The sequence below is a fragment of the Streptomyces griseicoloratus genome (genome assembly GCF_014534645.1).
GTDB classification, from domain to species: Bacteria; Actinomycetota; Actinomycetes; order Streptomycetales; family Streptomycetaceae; genus Streptomyces; species Streptomyces griseicoloratus.
In genome coordinates this window covers 1-17,552 of record NZ_JACVQF010000164.1, presented here as the reverse complement: position 1 = coordinate 17,552, position 17,552 = coordinate 1, and the positions used below count along the sequence as shown (strand labels likewise).

Here is a 17,552-nt window from a genome sequence, read left to right as displayed (position 1 = left end):
ACCGGCACGACCTCCTCGCCGAGCAGGTCGAGCTGCTCCAGCACGGTCTTCAGCGGCAGCCCGGCGTGGTCCATCAGGAACAGCTGGCGCTGGTAGTCACCGGCGTACTCGCGGAACGACAGGGTCTTCTCGATCACCTGCTGCGGCGAGCCGACGGTCAGCGGCGTCTGCTCCGTGAAGTCCTCCAGCGACGGGCCGTGCCCGTAGACCGGCGCCACGTCGAAGTACGGCCGGAACTCGCGCACGGCGTCCTGCGAGTTCTTCCGCATGAACACCTGCCCGCCGAGGCCGACGATGGCCTGCTCGGGCGTGCCGTGCCCGTAGTGGGCGTACCGGGTCCGGTACAGCTCGACCATCCGCTTGGTGTGGTCGGCCGGCCAGAAGATGTTGTTGTGGAAGAAGCCGTCGCCGTAGTACGCGGCCTGTTCCGCTATCTCGGGGGAGCGGATCGAGCCGTGCCAGACGAAGGGCGGCACGCCGTCCAGCGGGCGCGGCGTGGAGGTGAAGCCCTGCAGGGGGGTGCGGAACTTGCCCTCCCAGTCGACGACGTCCTCGCGCCACAGGCGGTGCAGCAGGGCGTAGTTCTCGACGGCGAGGTTGATGCCCTGCCGGATGTCCTGGCCGAACCAGGGGTAGACCGGGCCGGTGTTGCCGCGTCCCATCATCAGGTCCATGCGGCCGTCGGCCAGGTGCTGGAGCATCGCGAAGTCCTCGGCGATCTTCACCGGGTCGTTCGTGGTGATGAGGGTGGTGGACGTGGACAGGATCAGCCGCTCGGTCCGGGCCGCGATGTAGCCGAGCATCGTGGTCGGCGACGAGGGCACGAACGGCGGGTTGTGGTGCTCGCCGGTCGCGAAGACGTCGAGGCCGACCTCCTCGGCCTTCAGCGCGATGGCGACCATGGCCTTGATGCGCTCACGTTCGGTCGGCGTACGGCCCGTGGTCGGGTCCGGCGTGACATCACCGACGGTGAAGACGCCGAACTGAGTGCCGATGGCCGTCGACTTCGCTTGCGACACGTGTGATTCCCTTGGCAGAGGCGAACAGATGAGAGTTCGAGTCACGTCGGCCTCCGCGTCCGGTGGACAGAGTGGCGTCATGCCTCTCCTGGACCGTAATGTCCGTCGACCCGGCGTCCTTGCCGAGGAACGCACGCATCCTTGCCCGTGGAAGCACGTCCGGCCGGCCGAGGCCGTCGGTGGCGCGCCGCGCCGGGGCCACACCGGGTCGTCAGGCTCCGGAACGACCCGACGGGGCGGAGGCAGCGGCCCTGGCCGCGTTGTTGTAGACGCGTCGCAGGTGCTTGGCCGCGGGGCAGGGGACACCATGTGCTTGGCACTGACGGCAGTACTGCTGGTGGGACAGGTATTCGTCGCGAGCCGTGGCGAGCGGGACATGGGATGCGGGCGATGCCTGCATGGCAACTCCGGACGTACGTGTGCCGCACGTCGATCAAGACGTCGGCAGTAACGGGCAGGGGGTGGAGCCTCCGGGCGTTGCTTGCAGCTCCGTTCCACATGATGATCTTGTTACCCCAAGTACTCCAAGCCGGGGCCGGAACCGTGCCCCTGCGGCCTCGTGACCTGCCCCCAGAGGCAGGTGCGGCCGGGCGTACGGCGCGAAGAGCAAAGAGCCCGGGCGCGCACAGACAACAGGCGAGCGTCGGCGGCCCTTAGGCTGGCCGTGTTCCACGTGCCCTGCTTTGGACGCGGAACCGGCATATCCGGCGCACGGATCGCGCATCACGAACCCCGCTCCTCACGCCGCCACCGACCCCGCACTCGCTGCTCGGTCCCGGCCTGACGACGACGTCCTGACCGGGCACGGCGATCCCGCAGTCGGCCGTGGGACATCTGCCGTAGCCGTTCGGGTCGTTGCCGGTGCGGGTGCGCCCTCACCGTGTGACCGACCACTGACAGACATGCGTGAAGGAAGAGAGAGAAGCACGCACATGAGCAGAGCCCTGACGAGAACCCGAACCGGCCTCCTGGCCTCGGCCGTGGCGGCGGCCCTCGCCATGACCGCGGTAGGTCCCGCGGCTACGGCCTCCGCCGAATCGCACAACGCCGTACGGTTCATGGCGCACTTGGACATCGCCGACGGGCAGCGTCCGGAGAACATCACCCTGGAGCCCGGCGGCAGCGCCGTTGTCACCTTCGCCTACAGCCGCCAGGTCGCACGGATCAGCCCCGACGGCACCGTCACCGTCCTGGCCACCCTGCCCGAGCCCCCGGCCGGCTCGGTCACCCCTGCGCTGTCCTCACCGTTCCTCGGAGGCATCGTCCGAGCCCACGACGGCACCCTGTACTTCCTGTACGCCACTGGCAGCGCCGATCTCACCGGCCTGTGGCGCCTGCGCCCGGGTGGCGATCCACAGCGCATCGCCGCGCTCCCGGCGGACGGCCTGCCCAACGGCCTGGCCCTGGACGAGCGGTCGGGCACCCTGTACGCCGCCGACTCGGTCCTCGGCACGGTGTGGCGGGTGCCGCTCTCCGGGGGTGACGCCACGCGCTGGGCCGACGCTCCCGAGCTGGATGCCGCCGGGTTCCTGGGAGCCAACGGCGTCAAGGTGCACAACGGTGCCGTATGGGTCTCCAACCTCGACCAGGGCACCGTACTGCGCATCCCGGTCACCCGACGCGGCACCGCCGGTCCGGTTCAGACCCGCGCCACCGGCCTGGTCAACATCGACGACTTCGCTTTCACCGGACAGGGCGACACCCTCCTGGCGGCGATCAACGCCGACAACGAGGTGGCGCGGGTCAGGCCCGACGGCAGCCACCGGGTGGTCCTGACGGGCACTGACGGTTTGCAGAACCCCACTTCGCTCGCCGTACGGGGCCGCACCGCCTACATCGCCAACGGCGCCTACTTCACCAACGAGGATCCCAACCTCCTGACTGCCCGCATCGTTCCGGGCAAGTAGCCGGGAACCCTGCCGCATCGAGGGGCGGCAGGGTCACCCCCCGCACGAGAGGACAGCTCCATGACTCAGCCCCCCACCGAGGCACCCGCGTCGACGGACTTCGCCCCCGAGGCGTTCCTGGTCGTCCCGGCCCGGACGTTCGAGGACCTGTGCGTCGGCGAGGTCTTCCGCGCGCCCAGCCGCACACTGACCGACGCCCATGCCGCCGCCTTCCAGACGGTGTCCGCGGACAACCACCCCGTGCACTACGACGCCGAGTGGGCCCGGCGGCACGGCCACTCCGCTCCCGTGGTGCACGGCCTCCAGGTGCTCGCCTTCACCGCGCCGGGAGCCACCTTGTTCCCCCACGTCATCGGCGAGGTCTTCGTCAGTTTCCTGGAACTGTCCTGCACCTTCCTCGCCGAGGTGCACTCCGGTGACACCCTTTACCCGGCCCTGACCATCACCGCTCTGGAACCTCAGGGCGACAACGGTGTCGTCACCACGTCCGCAACCATCCACAACCAACGCGGCGAACTGGTGCTGTCCGGGCAGCACAAGTACCTGCTGCGGCGTCAGTGAGGCGAGTCCGTCATGAGGCGCTACCTGATCCTGCCCGCCGCACTGGCCTGCTGCGCCGTCCTGACCGGGTGCTCCGGCCAGGGCACGGAGAACTCCGCCGGAGACGACCCCTCCGCGGTGACGGCACCCTCAACAGGGGAGTCGAGCGGCAGCCCCGCCGACAGCGGCACCACCGGGCCGTCCGGTCGGCCGACGCCGGCCTCCTCGCCCGTCGCGGGTTCGGCGACCGCAACCGCCACCGCGTCCGACGCGCAGGGGCGCTGCCACACGTCCGAGCTCAGCGCGTCCGTCGGCGCCAACCGGCCCGGCGCAGGGCAGTCCAACTTCGCGCTCGTCCTGACCAACGGCTCCCGTCGCACCTGCACGGTGTACGGCTTCCCCGGCGTCGAGTTCGTCAACGGAGCCGGCGAGGCCGTCACCCCCGACCCGGAACGGGCCACCGACGAGGAACGGCGGACGGTGACGCTCGCACCGGGCGCCAGCGCCTGGTCGGCGCTGACCTACACCAACCCGGCGCTCACCGGGGTCACCACGGTCACTCCGGCCGCGCTCCGCGTCACCCCGCCCGACGAGACCGCTGCGCTCTCGGTGCGCTGGGCCGGCGGCGAGGTGTCCAACACGGGAAAGGCGTCCGTGCCCCGGCTGAGCCCTCTCCGCCCGGGCGACGGCACTTGATGACGAGGAGGAGCCAGGCGTGACCGACGAGATGACCGGCGACGAGATCTACCAGCCGGACGGTGCGGAGACGCAGGACGACACAGGGCTGCTGGATGCCTCCGACACGCTGGACTACCGGGCGGGCAGGGAGGCTCTCGACGAGGGCTACTCACCGCCGGACAGGCCGTGGGGCGTGGAGCACACCGGAGTGACGGCGGCCGAGCGGCTGCGGGGCGAGACACTGGACGAGCGTCTGGCGGAGGAAGTGCCCGACATCGGCCTTCCGGAGGGGGACGGTATCGGCGACACCTGGGACACGGACGGAGAGCTCGTCGACGCCGAGGTCGGTGACCTGCGGGCCGGCCGGCTCGTCGCCGCCGACCGCAGCGACCCGGACGACCCGGAGACCGACCTGTTCGCTTCCGACGTGGGGCTGGACGGAGCGGGGGCGTCCGCGGAAGAGGCCGCCATGCATGTGATACCCGAGTCCGGATCCTACTGATCCCGGAAAGCCACCCTCCGGCCCGGCTGCCGCGCGCAGCCGGGCCGGACCGCGGTCACGGCCCTGCAGGAGCAGTACCGCACGGTGGTGGACACCCTCGACCTGTCCCGGCTCGACTTCGACATCGGGGGCGCGGCGCTGGCCGACAGCGAGGCCAACCACCGTCGCAATCAGGCTCTGGCCGCGCTGCAGCAGGAGGCCGAGAAGGCGGGGCGCGCGCTGGACGTGCAGTTCACGCTGCGTCCGGGACGAACGGCCCGGCGCAGGTGGTATGGCCCTGCTGCGCGACGCGGAGAGCGTGGGACTGCGCGTGTCGCTGGTGAACATCATGACGATGGACTACGGCTCCGAGGTCGACGACATGGGTGACGAGAGGCACGTGCGTCCCTTGCTGCCGGCGGGCGGAGCCTATTTGTCCACCAGCCGGAGAAGTTGACGGGGCTTGAGGACGTCGACCGGCTGCCGTTGTCGGAGATGATGCAGGACGCGGCTCAGTTGTTGCGCCGCACCCTGGTAGGGACCGGGCGTACGCGGAATCTCCAGCCGTGGACCGGATCGCGCAGTTGTGCGGACGTCTGCCATCGGCCCTGCGTGTGGTGGGTGACTGCCCGATGCTGCGCTCCGGCTGGAGTGCCGACCACTCGATCCGTCGCCTGGTCGACGGGGAGACTCGTCTGGCGCCCTGGCAGCGGGTGATGTGAGGGTGGCGGTGGCGTTCCAGCTGCCCCACCGGGAGTTGAGCGGCCACACAGCACGCATGCTGCGATCGCTGAGCCTCGTCCCCGGCCGGAGAGGAAGTGATGGCAGAGTTGGTCGAAGCCTGGACCGCTTCGGACCACCGTCACCGGTCGCTGCCAACTGCACGTCCCGTACGTCGGTTTGCACTCATACAGCCATCCGAGAGGAGGCACCGGGCCGGCGGGAAGCGGCCGAGGACTGGTTACGCGCTCTGGAAACGGCTTGGTCGCCCGGCCGCTGGTACAAGTCCGGGCGATGGGCTCAGCCACCTTCTGGCGGGGCCTGGGCGGCTCGGACAACACCGAGGACGCCCGAGCACGGCTCCGGAGTGAAGCCCCCGCCTGGCATGCGGCGCTGCACAGCGCCGCGCACAAGGGTGAGCACACCCGGGCCGCTGCCTGGCCGGACATGTTCCCCAGCATGGCTGGCCTTGTCGCATGCGGCAGTCGCCCACAGGGAACTCGGGGCGAGCCCAGGCGCATCATCGCCTTCCTCGACGCGCCGGGCGGCCCGGTCAGCGGGCGCGCCGCTGGACATGACTCCTCCCCACACGACCTATGCACTCGGCCTGACCGCATCGCCGCGAAGCAGTGGAGCGAGGCCGCCGACCACCAAGCCGAAGCGGAGAAGAGCCTGCACCTCGCTGCGTCCGGCATCGTTTCGACGCCGCGTCCTGTCCGCTCCACGCAGCGGGGCGTCGCTACCCGGACGGCAGCCTTTCAGGGGACTGAACACAGACAGGTGGCAGCGGTGGACTTCCTTCACTGGGCCTGGAGTGAGTCCAGGACCTTCTGTGCCTTCTTCAGGACAACGCTGTCGGCCCGCGGTGCCGAGGGAGTCAGCCACGGTGCCGGTGCAGAGCGACGTGCACGGTGTCGAGGGCCTGAACGAGGGCAGCGCGGGCGGTTTCCGTGTCGCACAGCGGATCGAGAACCATGAAGTCGTGGATGGTGCCGTGGTAGCGCATGGAGACCACCGCCACGCCGGCCGCACGGAGCTTGGCCGCGTAGGCCTCACCCTCGTCGCGCACCACGTCGGCCTCGCTGGTGACCACCAACGCCGGAGGAAGTCCCGACAGCTGCTCCACGGACGCCCGCAGTGGTGATGCGGTGGCCACACGCCGTTGCCGCACGTCTGGCAGGTACTGGTCCCAGAACCAGCGCATGGTCTCACGGCCGAGGAAGTACCCTGTGGCGAATTCACGGTACGAAGGCGTGTCGAAGTCGGAGTCGGTGACCGGACAGAGCAGCACCTGCTGCACCAGCTGCACTCCGCCGCGCTCTTTGGCGAGCAAGGTCAGTGCCGCCACCAGGTTGCCACCGGCCGAGTCACCCACGGCGGCCATCCGGCTCCCGTCCAGACCGATCTCGCCGCCTCGCTCGTAGATCCACCTCGCGACCGCATAGCACTGTTCCACGGCGACCGGGTACTGGGCCTCCGGGGCGCGCTGGTACTCGACGAACACCACGGCCGCGTCCGTACCGAGGGCGAACGCGCGCACCAGACGCTCATGGGTACCGGCATCACCCAGAACCCAGCCCAAGCCGTGCAGGAACAGCACGACGGGAACCCTCCCGACGCTATCGGCCGGCCTGACCACCTGCACCCGTACGTGACCGGTCGGTCCGCCCGGCAGTGTGAACCACTGTGTAGAGATGGCTTCCTCGTCGAGGTGGTCATGGCCGCCCTGCGCCTGGAGACGGGACAGGTCAAGCCTGGCTTGGTCCGGGTCCGGGGGGTGTGCCGAAGACTGGGTGGTGTATCTGTCCAGGAACGCTCGGCTGGGCTGGTTCAGGACTGTACGGGGGACGGACGCGGGGACGAAGTCGGTCATACGGTCTCCAGCCGATAAAGCGTAGGGGGATGAGGCGAGACATCGGGGCGAGGCACCGGGTGCCTGATCGGGAAGAAGGAGAGTGAAGGTGCGGCCGTCGGCACCGGGCCACCGGGCGTTGGGCGCGCAGGCAGGCACTCATGGTTCCGACGGCACGTTACTCCCTGGGGGCCGGGAGGGCCGCCCTCGGTTGGCTGATCACCGCCGTCGACGGGTCGACGGGGAGCTGCCCCCCGACCTGTTCCTGGCCGGTGCGCAGGCTACGCCACTCACGAGGAGAGACGCCGTAGGCGGCACGGAACGCACGGCTGAAGTGGGCGGGACTGACGAAACCCCACCGCTGGGCAACCGAGGACACGGTGGGAGCTGTCCTGGCACGGCGGGCCAGTTCCCGGCTGCACTCCTCCAGGCGCCGTTGCTGGATGAGCCGGGCCACGGTGATCTCCTCGTCTTCAAACAGCCGGTGCAGATACCGGGTGGAGATCCGGAGCGTCCGGGCGATGCTTTCCGGCGACAGAGCCGGGTCACCCAGGTTGCGCTCGATGTGTTCGCGGACCTGAAGCACCAGATGGCCGCGGGCGGTGTCCGCAACGGCGCCGCCGGGGTGGGCCCGCTCGGCGATGAGAGTGGCGAACAGCTCCACGACGTTACCGGCGAGCCGGTTCGCGACGGCCGCGGGGCAGCTGTCGGCCGAGGAGGCAAGGTTCGCCAGGAACGGGAGGAGCATCGCGCCGAGGCCGTCCTCCGTGCCGATGGCATCACCCGTCGCCCGACGGATATCGCTGTCCGGCACACCCAATGCGCGGCGAGGCAGTTGGAAGACATGTGCAGCGAACCGCCGCGGGTACTCGAAGCAGTACGGCCGTGTCGTGTCGTACAACACCAGGTCTCCTGCGCGCACCTTCGCCCGCCGGCCGTCCTGGACGAAGGTGGCCGTGCCGGATATCTGGACCCCGACCGCCATCAGCGCCTCGGGCGATCGGGTGATCAATGCCGGAGTGCGGCTGACTCGTTCCGCGTCGGCTTCCAGGGTGGAGATCTGGAGGTATCCGAGGCGGTGGGTGGCGATCCGGCCGTCGAACGGGCCGTCGCCCAGCGGGGCGACCGTCATCGGTACCAGCGTCCTGCTCACCGCCTCGTTCCAGTACGCGACCTTGTCCCGGTCCGGTACGGAAGCGGTCGTCAACACCATGCTCAAGTTGCTCTCCGCTCAGGGCAAATCTCTGAAGGCTGCGAGGGACGGGAACAGAACGGAACAGCTGCGTCTCTCGAGATGGCAGCTACCGGTGACCGGCAGGAACCGGACGTTTCCTCGTACGGGCAGCGACCTCGCTGGAGCGCAACCGTGCCACTTCGGCGAGGCCCGGTTCCTACCCGCAGGAACAGCCAAGCAGCGGATGGCTGACGATCCCAGGCAGAACCGCAGGCAGAAATCGCGGGTGCGGCGATGGGCAGCATGAGAGGGGTGAGGTACCGGGACAGCGCAGGGGCAGGAAGAGGAGGAGTGCCGTCGCACCGGACAACGAGCTCGGGTACCGGCAGGGGTCTCGGACTCGGGTGCTCGTATCACTCGGTGAGCCGGCCACGAATGTCGCGCTCGAGGGCATTGTGGGGAACTTGATGAAATCGACGGCACGGGTCGGCCCATGCAAGGCGTCGATCATCTTCCCCGTGCCGACCTCCGGAGCTGCGAAGAGCACGGTGGCCGGTCCGCGGGGCACCGGGCCACGGCTCGTCGGACAGGCCGTCCAGGCGGCGTTCCAGGAAGAGCGCCGCCGCAGTTGCGGACCATGTCCGGCCAGCCAGGCAGCCGCCGCGACACACCGTGACCGAGTGCGGAATCTCCGGACTCGGACGGCTCCTGCCGAACCAACGACTCAGGTCACTAGGAGCCGGGCAGTGGCGGCGGCAGTGGGGTGGGCCTGACCGTGGGAGGAGGCACCGCCTGCAGACGAGTCATGGTGGGCTCTCAGGTGGCGGCCTGGTCGGAGCAGGCGTGGGCGAGATCGCTCAGCGCGGCCCGTTTGATTTCAGATGCTTCTCACATGAATTGGCACGCAGCCCTCGTGGGTCGGCCCCACCGGCGCGATGAGCCGATCCGCGCCACTCGCTGCCCGCATGCCGGCAGCGGTCAGGCGATGTGGTTCAGCAGTGCGGCGACTGCTGGGGATACCTCCCCGGGTGGCCGCACAACCATGTTCTTCCAACTTGGGGCGTGTCGGCGGAACGGGTGCTGGTCGAGGTCGGGGAACCGGTCCGCGATCGACCTGGGCATGATGCAGACGCCCAGGTCGTTACGGACCAGTTCGGCTGCGGCGACGATGTCGTTCACCTCGAACGTAGTGGTGTGTTCGACGCCGGCGGCGCGGAAAGCCCGGTCGACTGCGTAGCGGATGGCCCAGCCCGGTGAGAAGTCCACCAGGGGCACTTGCGCGACGTCGGCGAGGTCGACCTCGTTGTCCGGCGTCGTCCCGGGGAGTTCCCGACAGGGCGACGCCACCACGACCATGTCCTCGCGTGACAACAAGCGTGTGATGAGTCCACGTTGCTGCTGCCGGTCGAGTGCCACGACCGCCAGATCCACGGTGCCTTCGCGCAGTGCCTGGCGGATGTCGGCGACTGCCGCCTGACGCAGCTGGACCACCACGCCCGGATGCTCCGTCCGTAAGGCGGCCAGGGCGTGGTGCAGTCCCGCCCATACGCCTTGCATGGTTCCGACAGTGATACGCCCGTGCAACTGTCCCTTGACGGCCTCGACGGCGTCCCGGGCCAGTTCGGCGGCTCGGAGGGTGGCTCGGGCGGCGGGCACGAAGGCTTCACCGGCCGGGGTCAGCGCGACGCGGTGGGTGGTGCGGTCGAAGAGGGGAGTGCCCAGTTCGCGTTCCAGAGACCGGACGGTGCCCGACACCGCGGACTGCACCACGTGCAGGCGCCGCGCCGCCGCCGTGAAGCCACCGGTGTCGGCCACCGCGACGATGACCTCCATCTGTCGCAGGTCCATGATCCGCTCCCGCTCACGCAGAGCTCCGCCCGGTGCGAAGACGACTGTTCACCGCCGCATCGTATGTCGGAACAGACAGTGGTGCAGGCGCCGTCTCCGTGGTTTCAGGAGCGGACGAGGGGCGTGTCGACCAGGTGTTCGGCCAGGAACCACGACTGCAGTTCGCCGGTCCTGATCACCTGCGAGACGAAGAGGTCGTTCGTGCCGTCGTCGCCCAGTTCGGCGGTGCGGGCGGCGGCGTCGTGGGCCTCGATGAGGATGGTCTCGTGGGCTTCCAGCAGCCGCGACAGCATCGCCGGGACCTCTTCCACGCCGTCCGGGGGTCGCGGGACGGATGTGATCTCGGCGACGTGCCGCGGGTCGCCCACCGCGACACCGCCGAGGGACTGCACGCGTTCCGCGAGGGTATCGATGAGTTCAAGCTGTTCACCCGCGTGCTTGTCCAGTACCAGGTGCAGCTGGTAGAAGGTCGCGCCACGCATCAGCCAGTGGTGCTTCTTGTAGAGGCCGTACAGGATCTGGGTGTCCGCCAGGACCTTGTTCAGACGCTGGCAGGAGTACATGCGGGCCTCGTAGGAGAGACCGAGCGGGAACTGTTTGACGGTCCCGAATTCCTGGATGACCTCGCCCTTCTGGTGCAGCCACGGCTGACTGCCGCTGGCGTGAGCGGAGTTGGCGGTCATATTGAGCCTCCTGCGGTGTGGTGCCTGGTGTACGCAAGCGACACTAGGCGGCGCCTCCGGGACTCTCTTGCCCGGTAGCGCATGCGCCAGTGCCCGTCAGCGCATGGCTGCCGACGTCACAACGAACCGTTGCTCTCGTACAAGTGCCCGCGTGCTCGTGTGCTCCCGCCGCTTTCCGGTGGCCCTGTCTCCGGCAGGCGACAACCACTGGGCAAGCCGCCAGGATGAGGAGCGGCTGAGTATGCACGAGCAGACGGATGTGGTGGTCGTCGGTCTGGGAACGCGCGGCGAGTACGTCGCAGGCACCCTGGCCGAGGGCGGGCTGGAGGCTGTGGGAGCAAAAACGGTGCTCGTCGGAGGTGAGTGCCCGTATTGGGCGCGCGTGCCCGGCAAGATCATGATCCGAGCCGGCGATCTGCTTGCCGAGGCAGGTTGGCCGGCGAAGACATCCCCTGCTTCCTCCGCAGTGACCGAGCCGACGATCACGGGGCGTGCTCGGCCGTCCGTCCGATGCAGCCGGAGGTGGACCGCGGGTGGTCCCTCGGACACCTGCTCCGGTGGTTGGCACGCGCCGGAGATGAGATGACCCCACGCGAAGGCCGCGCGGCCCGTTCTGATGGGACCGCGCGGCCTTCGCGTGGGCTGCCGACGGAGGTTGCGTCAGCTCGTCGCGCGCACCGCGTCGCGGATCAGCTCGGCGACTTCCTTGGGCCGGGAGACGGCGACGGCGTGGGAGGCACCCTCGACCTCGACGACCGTCGCTCCGGCCCGCTTCGCCCCGAAGCGTTCTATTTCCGGGTTGATCGCCTCGTCCGCGCCGGCCACGACGGCCCACGAAGGTTTGGTCTTCCACGCCGCGACCGACGCCGTCTCCGTGAACGTGGAGGCGGCCAGCGGACGCTGTGCCGCCGCCAGGACCTTGGTGACGGCGGCAGGGACATCGGCGGCGAAGACGGCCGGGTACGCCTCGGGCTTGATCGTGACCTCGACAGCGGCGTCCCCGCCGTCTACCGGGTACGTCTTCTCTGTGAGGTTGCTGACCAGCGGCGACAGGGGGAAGCGTCCCTGCAGCTCGCCGAGGCTCTCGCCCTCCTCGGGAATGTAGGCCGCGACGTAGACCAGGCCCACCACGTTCTCCGCGGCGCCCGCCACGGTGATGACCGCCCCGCCGTACGAGTGGCCGACCAGAACGACCGGGCCGTCGATCTGGGTGGCCTGCGAGGCGATGTATGCGGCGTCGGAGGCCAGGCCCCGCAGGGGGTTCGGCGGCGCCACCACGGGGATGCCGTGGTTCTGCAGCTCTGCGATGACGCCGGTCCAGCTGCCGGCGTCCGCGAAGGCGCCATGGACGAGCAGGGCGGTCGGTGTGGTGACCATGGCTGTGCTCCTTGGAGAATTCGGCGTGGGCGCCGCGTCAGCGGGTGTGCAGGGCGGCGCGGAGCGTGTCGGCAGCCATGGTGATAGCCGCCTCGGCGGCGTGAGTCTCCCGCAGGGCGTTGAGCATCACGAAGTCGTGGATGACGCCCTGGTAGCGCACGGCGATGACGGGCACGCCGGCCTGGCGGAGCTTGTTCGCGTAGGCCTCGCCCTCGTCGCGCAGGACGTCCGCTTCGGCGGTGATGACCAAGGCCGGCGGCAGACCGGTGAGCTGCTCGGTGGACGCACGGAGCGGGGAGGCGGTGATCTCCGCGCGCTGCTCCTCGTCGGTCGTGTACTGGTCCCAGAACCACTGCATGCCGTCGCGGCGCAGGAAGTAGCCGGTGGCGAACTGATGGTAGGAGCCGGTGTCGAAGCTTGCATCGGTCACCGGGTAGAACAGCACCTGCTGCACCAGGGCGACGTCACCCCGTTCCTTGGCCATCAGAGTCAGCGCGGCACTCATGTTGCCGCCGACGGAGTCACCGGCCACGGCGAGCCGCGCGCCGTCCAGGCCCTTCGTCGAGCCCTGCTGGACGACCCATCGGGCGACGGCGTAGTTCTGTTCGATGGCGACGGGGTAGCGAACCTCCGGGGAGAGGTCGTACTCAGGGAAGACCACGGCCGCGTTCGCGCCCAGGGCGAGTTCGCGGACGAGGCGGTCGTGGGTGTGGGCGTTGCCGAAGACCCAGCCGGCGCCGTGGATGTAAAGGATCACGGGCAGGGTGTCCTCGGCCCCGGCGGGCTTGACGATACGGGCCCGCACGCTGCCCGTCGGGCCGCCGGAGACGGTGATCCACTCTTCGTCGACTTCCGGCTTGGCGATATCGCCGGACTGCACTTCGTCCACGGCCTTGCGGCCCTCGGCCGGCGGCAGATCGAACAGGTAGGGCGGATTGGCGGTCGCCTCCGCGAACGCGGCCGCCGCCGGCTCCAGCACCGGCTGAACCGGCTCGTAGGTGTGGGACATATCGACTCCTGAGACTCATGTGCGCGTCGGTTTCCTGCGGAGCGACCCTCACCGGATCCGGAGATCTGCCGGGCCTTCCACGGCCACGCTAGCCCCGCGAAAACGGTGGCCATTGCTCATCTGCGCACCGGCTCTGGCCCCATCGTGCACCCGGGCACGAACAGTGCGCTGATGGGCAAGGTTCGGTGCGCTGGCCAGAAACCTGGCCGATTCTGCCCGGCATAGCGTTGCCGGCGAAGCAGCCGCGGCACCGCCCCTGGTGCACCTCGCCGAATCTCATCCGGCCTCGGACTGCCCATCGCAAATCCCAAGCTGTACGCCCCGCAGGAGGTTGTCGAAAGGTGTCCACGATGCCGGTCGGCGGGCTGATTCCCCGCGCCACCGACGAAGCGGCGGACCTCATAGTCCGCAATGCCAAGATCCACACCGGTGATCCCCGCCTCCCGCAGGCCGAGGCGATCGCCATCCGCGACGGTGTCATCACCACCGTCGGCGGTGACAAGGACGTGGCCGATCAGGTCGGCCCCGCCACCCGGGTCGTCGACGCGCTCGGACGCAGGATGATCCCCGGTCTCAACGATGCTCATCTGCACGTGATCCGCGGTGGCCTGAACTACGTGCTGGAGCTGCGCTGGGACGGCGTGCGCTCGCTGCGGCAGGGTCTGGCCATGCTGCGCGAGCAGGCGGCCCGTACGCCCAAGGGCCAGTGGGTGCGGGTGGTGGGCGGGTGGTCGGCCGAGCAGTTCGCCGAGCGCCGGCTGCCCACCGTCGCCGAGCTGAACGCCGCGGCACCCGACACGCCGGTGTTCGTGCTGCACCTGTACCAGGCGGCGATCCTCAATCGTGCTGCCATCAAGGCGGTCGGCTACGACAAGAACACGCCGGACCCGCGAGGTGGCCAGATCGTGCGGGGCCGGGACGGGGAGCCGACGGGCATGCTGCTGGCAGCCCCGAGCGCCCTGATCCTCTACTCGACGCTGGCGAAGGCTCCGGGGCTCGATGAGGAGCACCGGGAGGCGTCGACCCGGCACTTCCTGCGGGAGCTGAACCGGTTCGGGCTCACCTCGGCGATCGACGCGGCGGGCGGGTTCCAGAACTTCCCCGACAACTACCAGACGGTGACCGAGCTGGCTCGCAAGGGACAGCTCTCCCTGCGCATCGCCTACCACCTCTTCCCGCAGACCGCGGGCCAGGAAATCGAGGACCTGACCCGGTGGATCGGCATGGTCCGGCCCGAGGACGGTGACGAGTGGCTGCGGCTGAACGGCGCCGGTGAGAACCTCACCTGGGCGGCGGCGGACTTCGAGAACTTCGCCGAGCCGCGCCCCGAGCACGCACCGGACTACGAGGTGGAGTTCGAGAAAGCCGTACGCCTGCTCATGGAGAACGGCTGGGGCTTTCGCCTGCACGCCACGTACGACGAGACCATCCGCCGTGACCTGGCCGTGTTCGAGAAGCTCGCCGCGGAAGGGCTTTTCCCCGGCGGCAACCGCTGGCTGTTCGACCACGCCGAGACCGTGTCCGCCGACAGCCTCGACCGCATCGTCGCCCTCGGCGGAGCCATGTCGGTGCAGAACCGGCTGTCCTTCCAGGGCGAGGCGTTCGTGCGCCGGTACGGGATCGGTGCCGCCGCGGACGCCCCGCCGATCCGCGCGATGCTGGGCAGGGGGCTGACAGTTGCGGCCGGCACCGACGCCACCCGCGTCTCCTCGTACAATCCGTGGGTCGCGCTGCACTGGCTGGTCACCGGCCGAACGGTCGGCGACCTGACCATCCACCCGCCCCACAACCGCGTGGACCGGGAGACGGCGCTGGAGATGTTCACCACGGCCGGTGCCGCGCTCACCGGGGAACAGGATCTCAAGGGCGTCCTGCGGCCGGGCTTCCTCGGCGACCTCACCGTCCTGTCGGAGGACTACTTCGCGGTGCCCGACGAGGAGATCCCGCACATCGAGGCCCTGCTGACGGTCGTCGGCGGCCGCATCGTCTACGGCGCGCGCGAGTACGAGGGCATCGACGAGGCCATGCCCTCGGTCACGCCCGAGTGGAGCCCTGTGGCGCACTTCGGCGGCTACCAGGCCGCTCCCGAACCGGGCCTCAGGGGCGCCCGTCAGGCCGAACTGCTGGGTGAGGCCGTCGCCGAGTCCGAGCTGCACCGACAGTGGCGGGCCCGCCGGGACCTGATCTCTGAGCACGACAGTCCGGGCTTCGACCCCTGCTTCTCCCTCTGAGCCCAGGCGTTCTGCCATCGGGTTCTGTCCCTATGGCCTTCTTTTCCGGATCGCGGGCGACCGTCCGTGATCGTTGCAACCCATCATTGAAAGGTATTCTCATGGTCGACATTGCTCAGGTCACTGCTGCTCCGAGCCCGGACCTGCTGACTCCGGACAACTGTGCGGTGCTGTTCGTGGACCACCAGCCGCAGATGTTCTTCGGCACGGGCAGCGGTGACCGTACCGCGATCATCAACGCGACGGTCGGTCTGGCCAAGGCTGCCAGGGTCTTCGGTGTTCCCACGGTGCTGAGCACGGTGGCCGCGGAGTCCTTCTCCGGTCCGCTGATGCCGCAGCTCGCGGACGTCTTCCCCGGTCAGGAGATCATCGACCGCAGCACGATGAATGCCTGGGAGGACACCGCCTTCGTCGAGGCCGTCAAGGCGACGGGGCGTAAGAAGCTGGTGATCGCGGGCCTGTGGACGGAGGTCTGTGTGGTCCTGCCCGCGCTGTCCGCGCTCGCCCAGGGCTACGAGGTCTACGTCGTCACCGACGCCTCCGGCGGCGTGAGCCCGCAGGCCCACGAGCACGCCGTCCAGCGGATGGTCCAGGCCGGCGTGGTGCCGGTGACCTGGGTGCAGGTGCTCCTGGAGCTCCAGCGTGACTGGGCCCGTCAGGAGACGTACATGCCCGTCATGGACGTCGTGAAGGAGCACGGCGGCACCTACGGTCTCGGGGTCGTCTACGCGCAGTCCGTCATCGGCGAGCACGCCGCCGGCTGACCCGCTTTACACGGTTGACGACACACGTCAGGAACAGGCACAACGCGATGGACAGCGGACTGTTGGTGCTCCGGCTGGTGGTGGGACTCCTCATCGCCGGGCACGGAGTGCAGAAAGTCAGTTTCCGGCTCGGGGGCAACGGACTGGCCGGGGGGACCGAGGAGTTCCGCCGTGACGGCTTTTGCGGCGGGAGACTCACCGCACTCGCCGCGGGCGGCAGCCAGATCGGTGCCGGCCTGTTCCTGGCGGCCGGCCTCCTCACTCCCCTGGCGGCGATGGCCGCCATGGGAGTGATGACGGTGGCCGGCACCGTCAAACGGCACAAGGGGCTGTGGGTGCAGAACGACGGATACGAGTACCCCCTGGTCCTCGTCACCGTCGCCGCGGCCCTCGCACTCACCGGCCCCGGCCGCTGGTCGCTCGACCACGCCTTCGGACTGACCGCCTGGCCGCTGTGGGTCCCGCTCGCGGCGATCGTCACCGGACCGGTCAGCGGGCTGATCACCCGCGCCGCACTGACCCACCCGCCCGCCACCGGCGACACCACGCACGAAGAGAGGCCGCATGCGTAGGCTGCTGACCGACGCCGCCCACACACTCCTGCCACCCAAGGGCGACCCGCACGGGCCGCTGCCACCACTCATGCTGGTGCTGACAGTGGTCACCGGCCTCATCGACGCCGTCAGCTACCTGGCACTCGGCCGGGTCTTCGTCGCCAACATGACCGGCAACGTCGTCTTCCTCGGCTTCGCCCTGGCAGGCGCGCCCGGCCTGTCCGCGGCGGCGTCCCTCGTCTCGATGGCCTCCTTCCTGGCGGGAGCACTGGCGGGAGGCAAGTACGGCACCCGGTTCGCCGCCCACCGCGGCCGGCTGCTGACCGTGACAACGGCCATCCAGGCCGTCCTCGTCGCCGGCACCGTGATCGCGGTCGCGGCCGCACACGGCGACGTCACCACCCCCGTCCGCTACACCCTCATCGTGCTCCTGGGCATCGCCATGGGCATGCAGAACGCAGTCGCCCGACGGCTTTCAGTCCCCGACCTCACCACCACCGTCCTCACCCTCACCCTCACAGGACTGGCCGCCGACACCTCACCCACCGCAGGAGCCAAGCCGGGCCGGCGCATCCTCTCCGTCCTCGCCATGTTCCTCGGAGCCCTCGCCGGCGCCCTCCTCCTGCACCACGTCGACCTGCTCACCATCCTCGTACTCACCCTGCTCCTCCTCACCGCCACCTCGGCAACCACACACCGCCTCTCGGCCTCCACC

17 protein-coding genes are annotated in these 17,552 nt (G+C 69.5%); 10 read left to right on the top strand and 7 right to left on the bottom strand.

From position 1 onward, the window contains the following. The coding region (locus H0H10_RS06420) for an LLM class flavin-dependent oxidoreductase (RefSeq protein WP_309141735.1) at positions 1 to 1,019 on the bottom strand (1,019 nt) is incomplete at its 3' end. 932 nt (positions 1,020 to 1,951) lie between these two features. On the opposite strand from H0H10_RS06420, the gene H0H10_RS06415 reads away from it, so the two are divergent. The 6 genes from H0H10_RS06415 (at position 1,952) to H0H10_RS06390 (ending at position 5,347) form a co-directional block, all read left to right on the top strand. After that, positions 1,952 to 2,926, top strand: a complete 975-nt coding sequence (locus tag H0H10_RS06415) for an SMP-30/gluconolactonase/LRE family protein (RefSeq protein WP_188179861.1) — start codon at positions 1,952 to 1,954, stop codon at positions 2,924 to 2,926. Positions 2,927 to 2,986: 60 nt separating this feature from the next. Beyond that, positions 2,987 to 3,487: a MaoC family dehydratase gene (locus H0H10_RS06410; protein ID WP_188179860.1), complete on the top strand. Its 501-nt coding sequence runs from the start codon at positions 2,987 to 2,989 to the stop codon at positions 3,485 to 3,487. A 12-nt stretch (positions 3,488 to 3,499) separates the two neighbouring features. Continuing rightward, positions 3,500 to 4,162, top strand: a complete 663-nt coding sequence (locus H0H10_RS06405) for a DUF4232 domain-containing protein (protein ID WP_188179859.1) — start codon at positions 3,500 to 3,502, stop codon at positions 4,160 to 4,162. Between the two features lie 31 nt (positions 4,163 to 4,193). After that, a complete protein-coding gene (locus tag H0H10_RS06400; RefSeq protein WP_188179862.1) occupies positions 4,194 to 4,646 on the top strand; it encodes a DUF5709 domain-containing protein in 453 nt (150 codons plus the stop codon). 271 nt (positions 4,647 to 4,917) lie between these two features. Further along, entirely contained in the window at positions 4,918 to 5,082 is a 165-nt protein-coding gene (locus tag H0H10_RS06395; protein WP_188179858.1) for a hypothetical protein, read from the top strand. A gap of 109 nt (positions 5,083 to 5,191) precedes the next feature. Then, entirely contained in the window at positions 5,192 to 5,347 is a 156-nt protein-coding gene (locus H0H10_RS06390; RefSeq protein ID WP_188179857.1) for a hypothetical protein, read from the top strand. A gap of 875 nt (positions 5,348 to 6,222) precedes the next feature. On the opposite strand, the gene H0H10_RS06385 is transcribed toward H0H10_RS06390, so the two are convergent. The 6 genes from H0H10_RS06385 to H0H10_RS06360 all read right to left on the bottom strand — a co-directional run bounded on the left by H0H10_RS06385 (position 6,223) and on the right by H0H10_RS06360 (position 13,288). Further along, positions 6,223 to 7,218, bottom strand: a complete 996-nt coding sequence (locus H0H10_RS06385) for an alpha/beta hydrolase (protein ID WP_188179856.1) — start codon at positions 7,216 to 7,218, stop codon at positions 6,223 to 6,225. Between the two features lie 157 nt (positions 7,219 to 7,375). Continuing rightward, positions 7,376 to 8,416, bottom strand: a complete 1,041-nt coding sequence (locus tag H0H10_RS06380; protein ID WP_188179855.1) for an AraC-like ligand-binding domain-containing protein — start codon at positions 8,414 to 8,416, stop codon at positions 7,376 to 7,378. Between the two features lie 933 nt (positions 8,417 to 9,349). After that, entirely contained in the window at positions 9,350 to 10,219 is an 870-nt protein-coding gene (locus H0H10_RS06375; RefSeq protein ID WP_188179854.1) for a LysR family transcriptional regulator, read from the bottom strand. A 104-nt stretch (positions 10,220 to 10,323) separates the two neighbouring features. Continuing rightward, on the bottom strand, positions 10,324 to 10,902 hold the full coding sequence (locus tag H0H10_RS06370) for a Dps family protein (RefSeq protein WP_188179853.1): 579 nt from the start codon (positions 10,900 to 10,902) through the stop codon (positions 10,324 to 10,326). Between the two features lie 660 nt (positions 10,903 to 11,562). After that, positions 11,563 to 12,279: an alpha/beta fold hydrolase gene (locus H0H10_RS06365; RefSeq protein WP_188179852.1), complete on the bottom strand. Its 717-nt coding sequence runs from the start codon at positions 12,277 to 12,279 to the stop codon at positions 11,563 to 11,565. A gap of 37 nt (positions 12,280 to 12,316) precedes the next feature. Beyond that, positions 12,317 to 13,288 carry an alpha/beta hydrolase gene (locus tag H0H10_RS06360; protein WP_188179851.1) on the bottom strand — a complete coding sequence of 324 codons (972 nt, stop codon included), beginning with the start codon at positions 13,286 to 13,288 and terminating at the stop codon, positions 12,317 to 12,319. 350 nt (positions 13,289 to 13,638) lie between these two features. Here H0H10_RS06360 and H0H10_RS06355 point away from each other — a divergent pair, with 350 nt between their 5' ends. The 4 genes from H0H10_RS06355 to H0H10_RS06340 form a co-directional block, all read left to right on the top strand. Then, entirely contained in the window at positions 13,639 to 15,519 is a 1,881-nt protein-coding gene (locus tag H0H10_RS06355; RefSeq protein WP_223179465.1) for an amidohydrolase, read from the top strand. Positions 15,520 to 15,620: 101 nt separating this feature from the next. Then, positions 15,621 to 16,283 carry a hydrolase gene (locus H0H10_RS06350; RefSeq protein WP_188179849.1) on the top strand — a complete coding sequence of 221 codons (663 nt, stop codon included), beginning with the start codon at positions 15,621 to 15,623 and terminating at the stop codon, positions 16,281 to 16,283. Between the two features lie 47 nt (positions 16,284 to 16,330). After that, positions 16,331 to 16,855, top strand: a complete 525-nt coding sequence (locus tag H0H10_RS06345) for a DoxX family protein (protein WP_188179848.1) — start codon at positions 16,331 to 16,333, stop codon at positions 16,853 to 16,855. Beyond that, a partial coding sequence (locus H0H10_RS06340) for a YoaK family protein (RefSeq protein WP_188179847.1) occupies positions 16,848 to 17,552 on the top strand: 705 nt, incomplete at its 3' end. The genes H0H10_RS06345 and H0H10_RS06340, both read left to right, overlap by 8 nt.

What these genes read in the sequence shown, in the direction of transcription:
- H0H10_RS06415 (WP_188179861.1), top strand. Translation starts at nt 1,952, where the DNA reads ATGAGCAGAGCCCTGACGAGAACCCGAACCGGCCTCCTGGCCTCGGCC.
- H0H10_RS06410 (WP_188179860.1), top strand. Translation starts at nt 2,987, where the DNA reads ATGACTCAGCCCCCCACCGAGGCACCCGCGTCGACGGACTTCGCCCCC.
- H0H10_RS06405 (WP_188179859.1), top strand. Translation starts at nt 3,500, where the DNA reads ATGAGGCGCTACCTGATCCTGCCCGCCGCACTGGCCTGCTGCGCCGTC.
- H0H10_RS06400 (WP_188179862.1), top strand. Translation starts at nt 4,194, where the DNA reads ATGACCGGCGACGAGATCTACCAGCCGGACGGTGCGGAGACGCAGGAC.
- H0H10_RS06395 (WP_188179858.1), top strand. Translation starts at nt 4,918, where the DNA reads ATGGCCCTGCTGCGCGACGCGGAGAGCGTGGGACTGCGCGTGTCGCTG.
- H0H10_RS06385 (WP_188179856.1), bottom strand. Translation starts at nt 7,218, where the DNA reads ATGACCGACTTCGTCCCCGCGTCCGTCCCCCGTACAGTCCTGAACCAG.
- H0H10_RS06375 (WP_188179854.1), bottom strand. Translation starts at nt 10,219, where the DNA reads ATGGACCTGCGACAGATGGAGGTCATCGTCGCGGTGGCCGACACCGGT.
- H0H10_RS06370 (WP_188179853.1), bottom strand. Translation starts at nt 10,902, where the DNA reads ATGACCGCCAACTCCGCTCACGCCAGCGGCAGTCAGCCGTGGCTGCAC.
- H0H10_RS06365 (WP_188179852.1), bottom strand. Translation starts at nt 12,279, where the DNA reads ATGGTCACCACACCGACCGCCCTGCTCGTCCATGGCGCCTTCGCGGAC.
- H0H10_RS06360 (WP_188179851.1), bottom strand. Translation starts at nt 13,288, where the DNA reads ATGTCCCACACCTACGAGCCGGTTCAGCCGGTGCTGGAGCCGGCGGCG.
- H0H10_RS06355 (WP_223179465.1), top strand. Translation starts at nt 13,639, where the DNA reads ATGCCGGTCGGCGGGCTGATTCCCCGCGCCACCGACGAAGCGGCGGAC.
- H0H10_RS06350 (WP_188179849.1), top strand. Translation starts at nt 15,621, where the DNA reads ATGGTCGACATTGCTCAGGTCACTGCTGCTCCGAGCCCGGACCTGCTG.
- H0H10_RS06345 (WP_188179848.1), top strand. Translation starts at nt 16,331, where the DNA reads ATGGACAGCGGACTGTTGGTGCTCCGGCTGGTGGTGGGACTCCTCATC.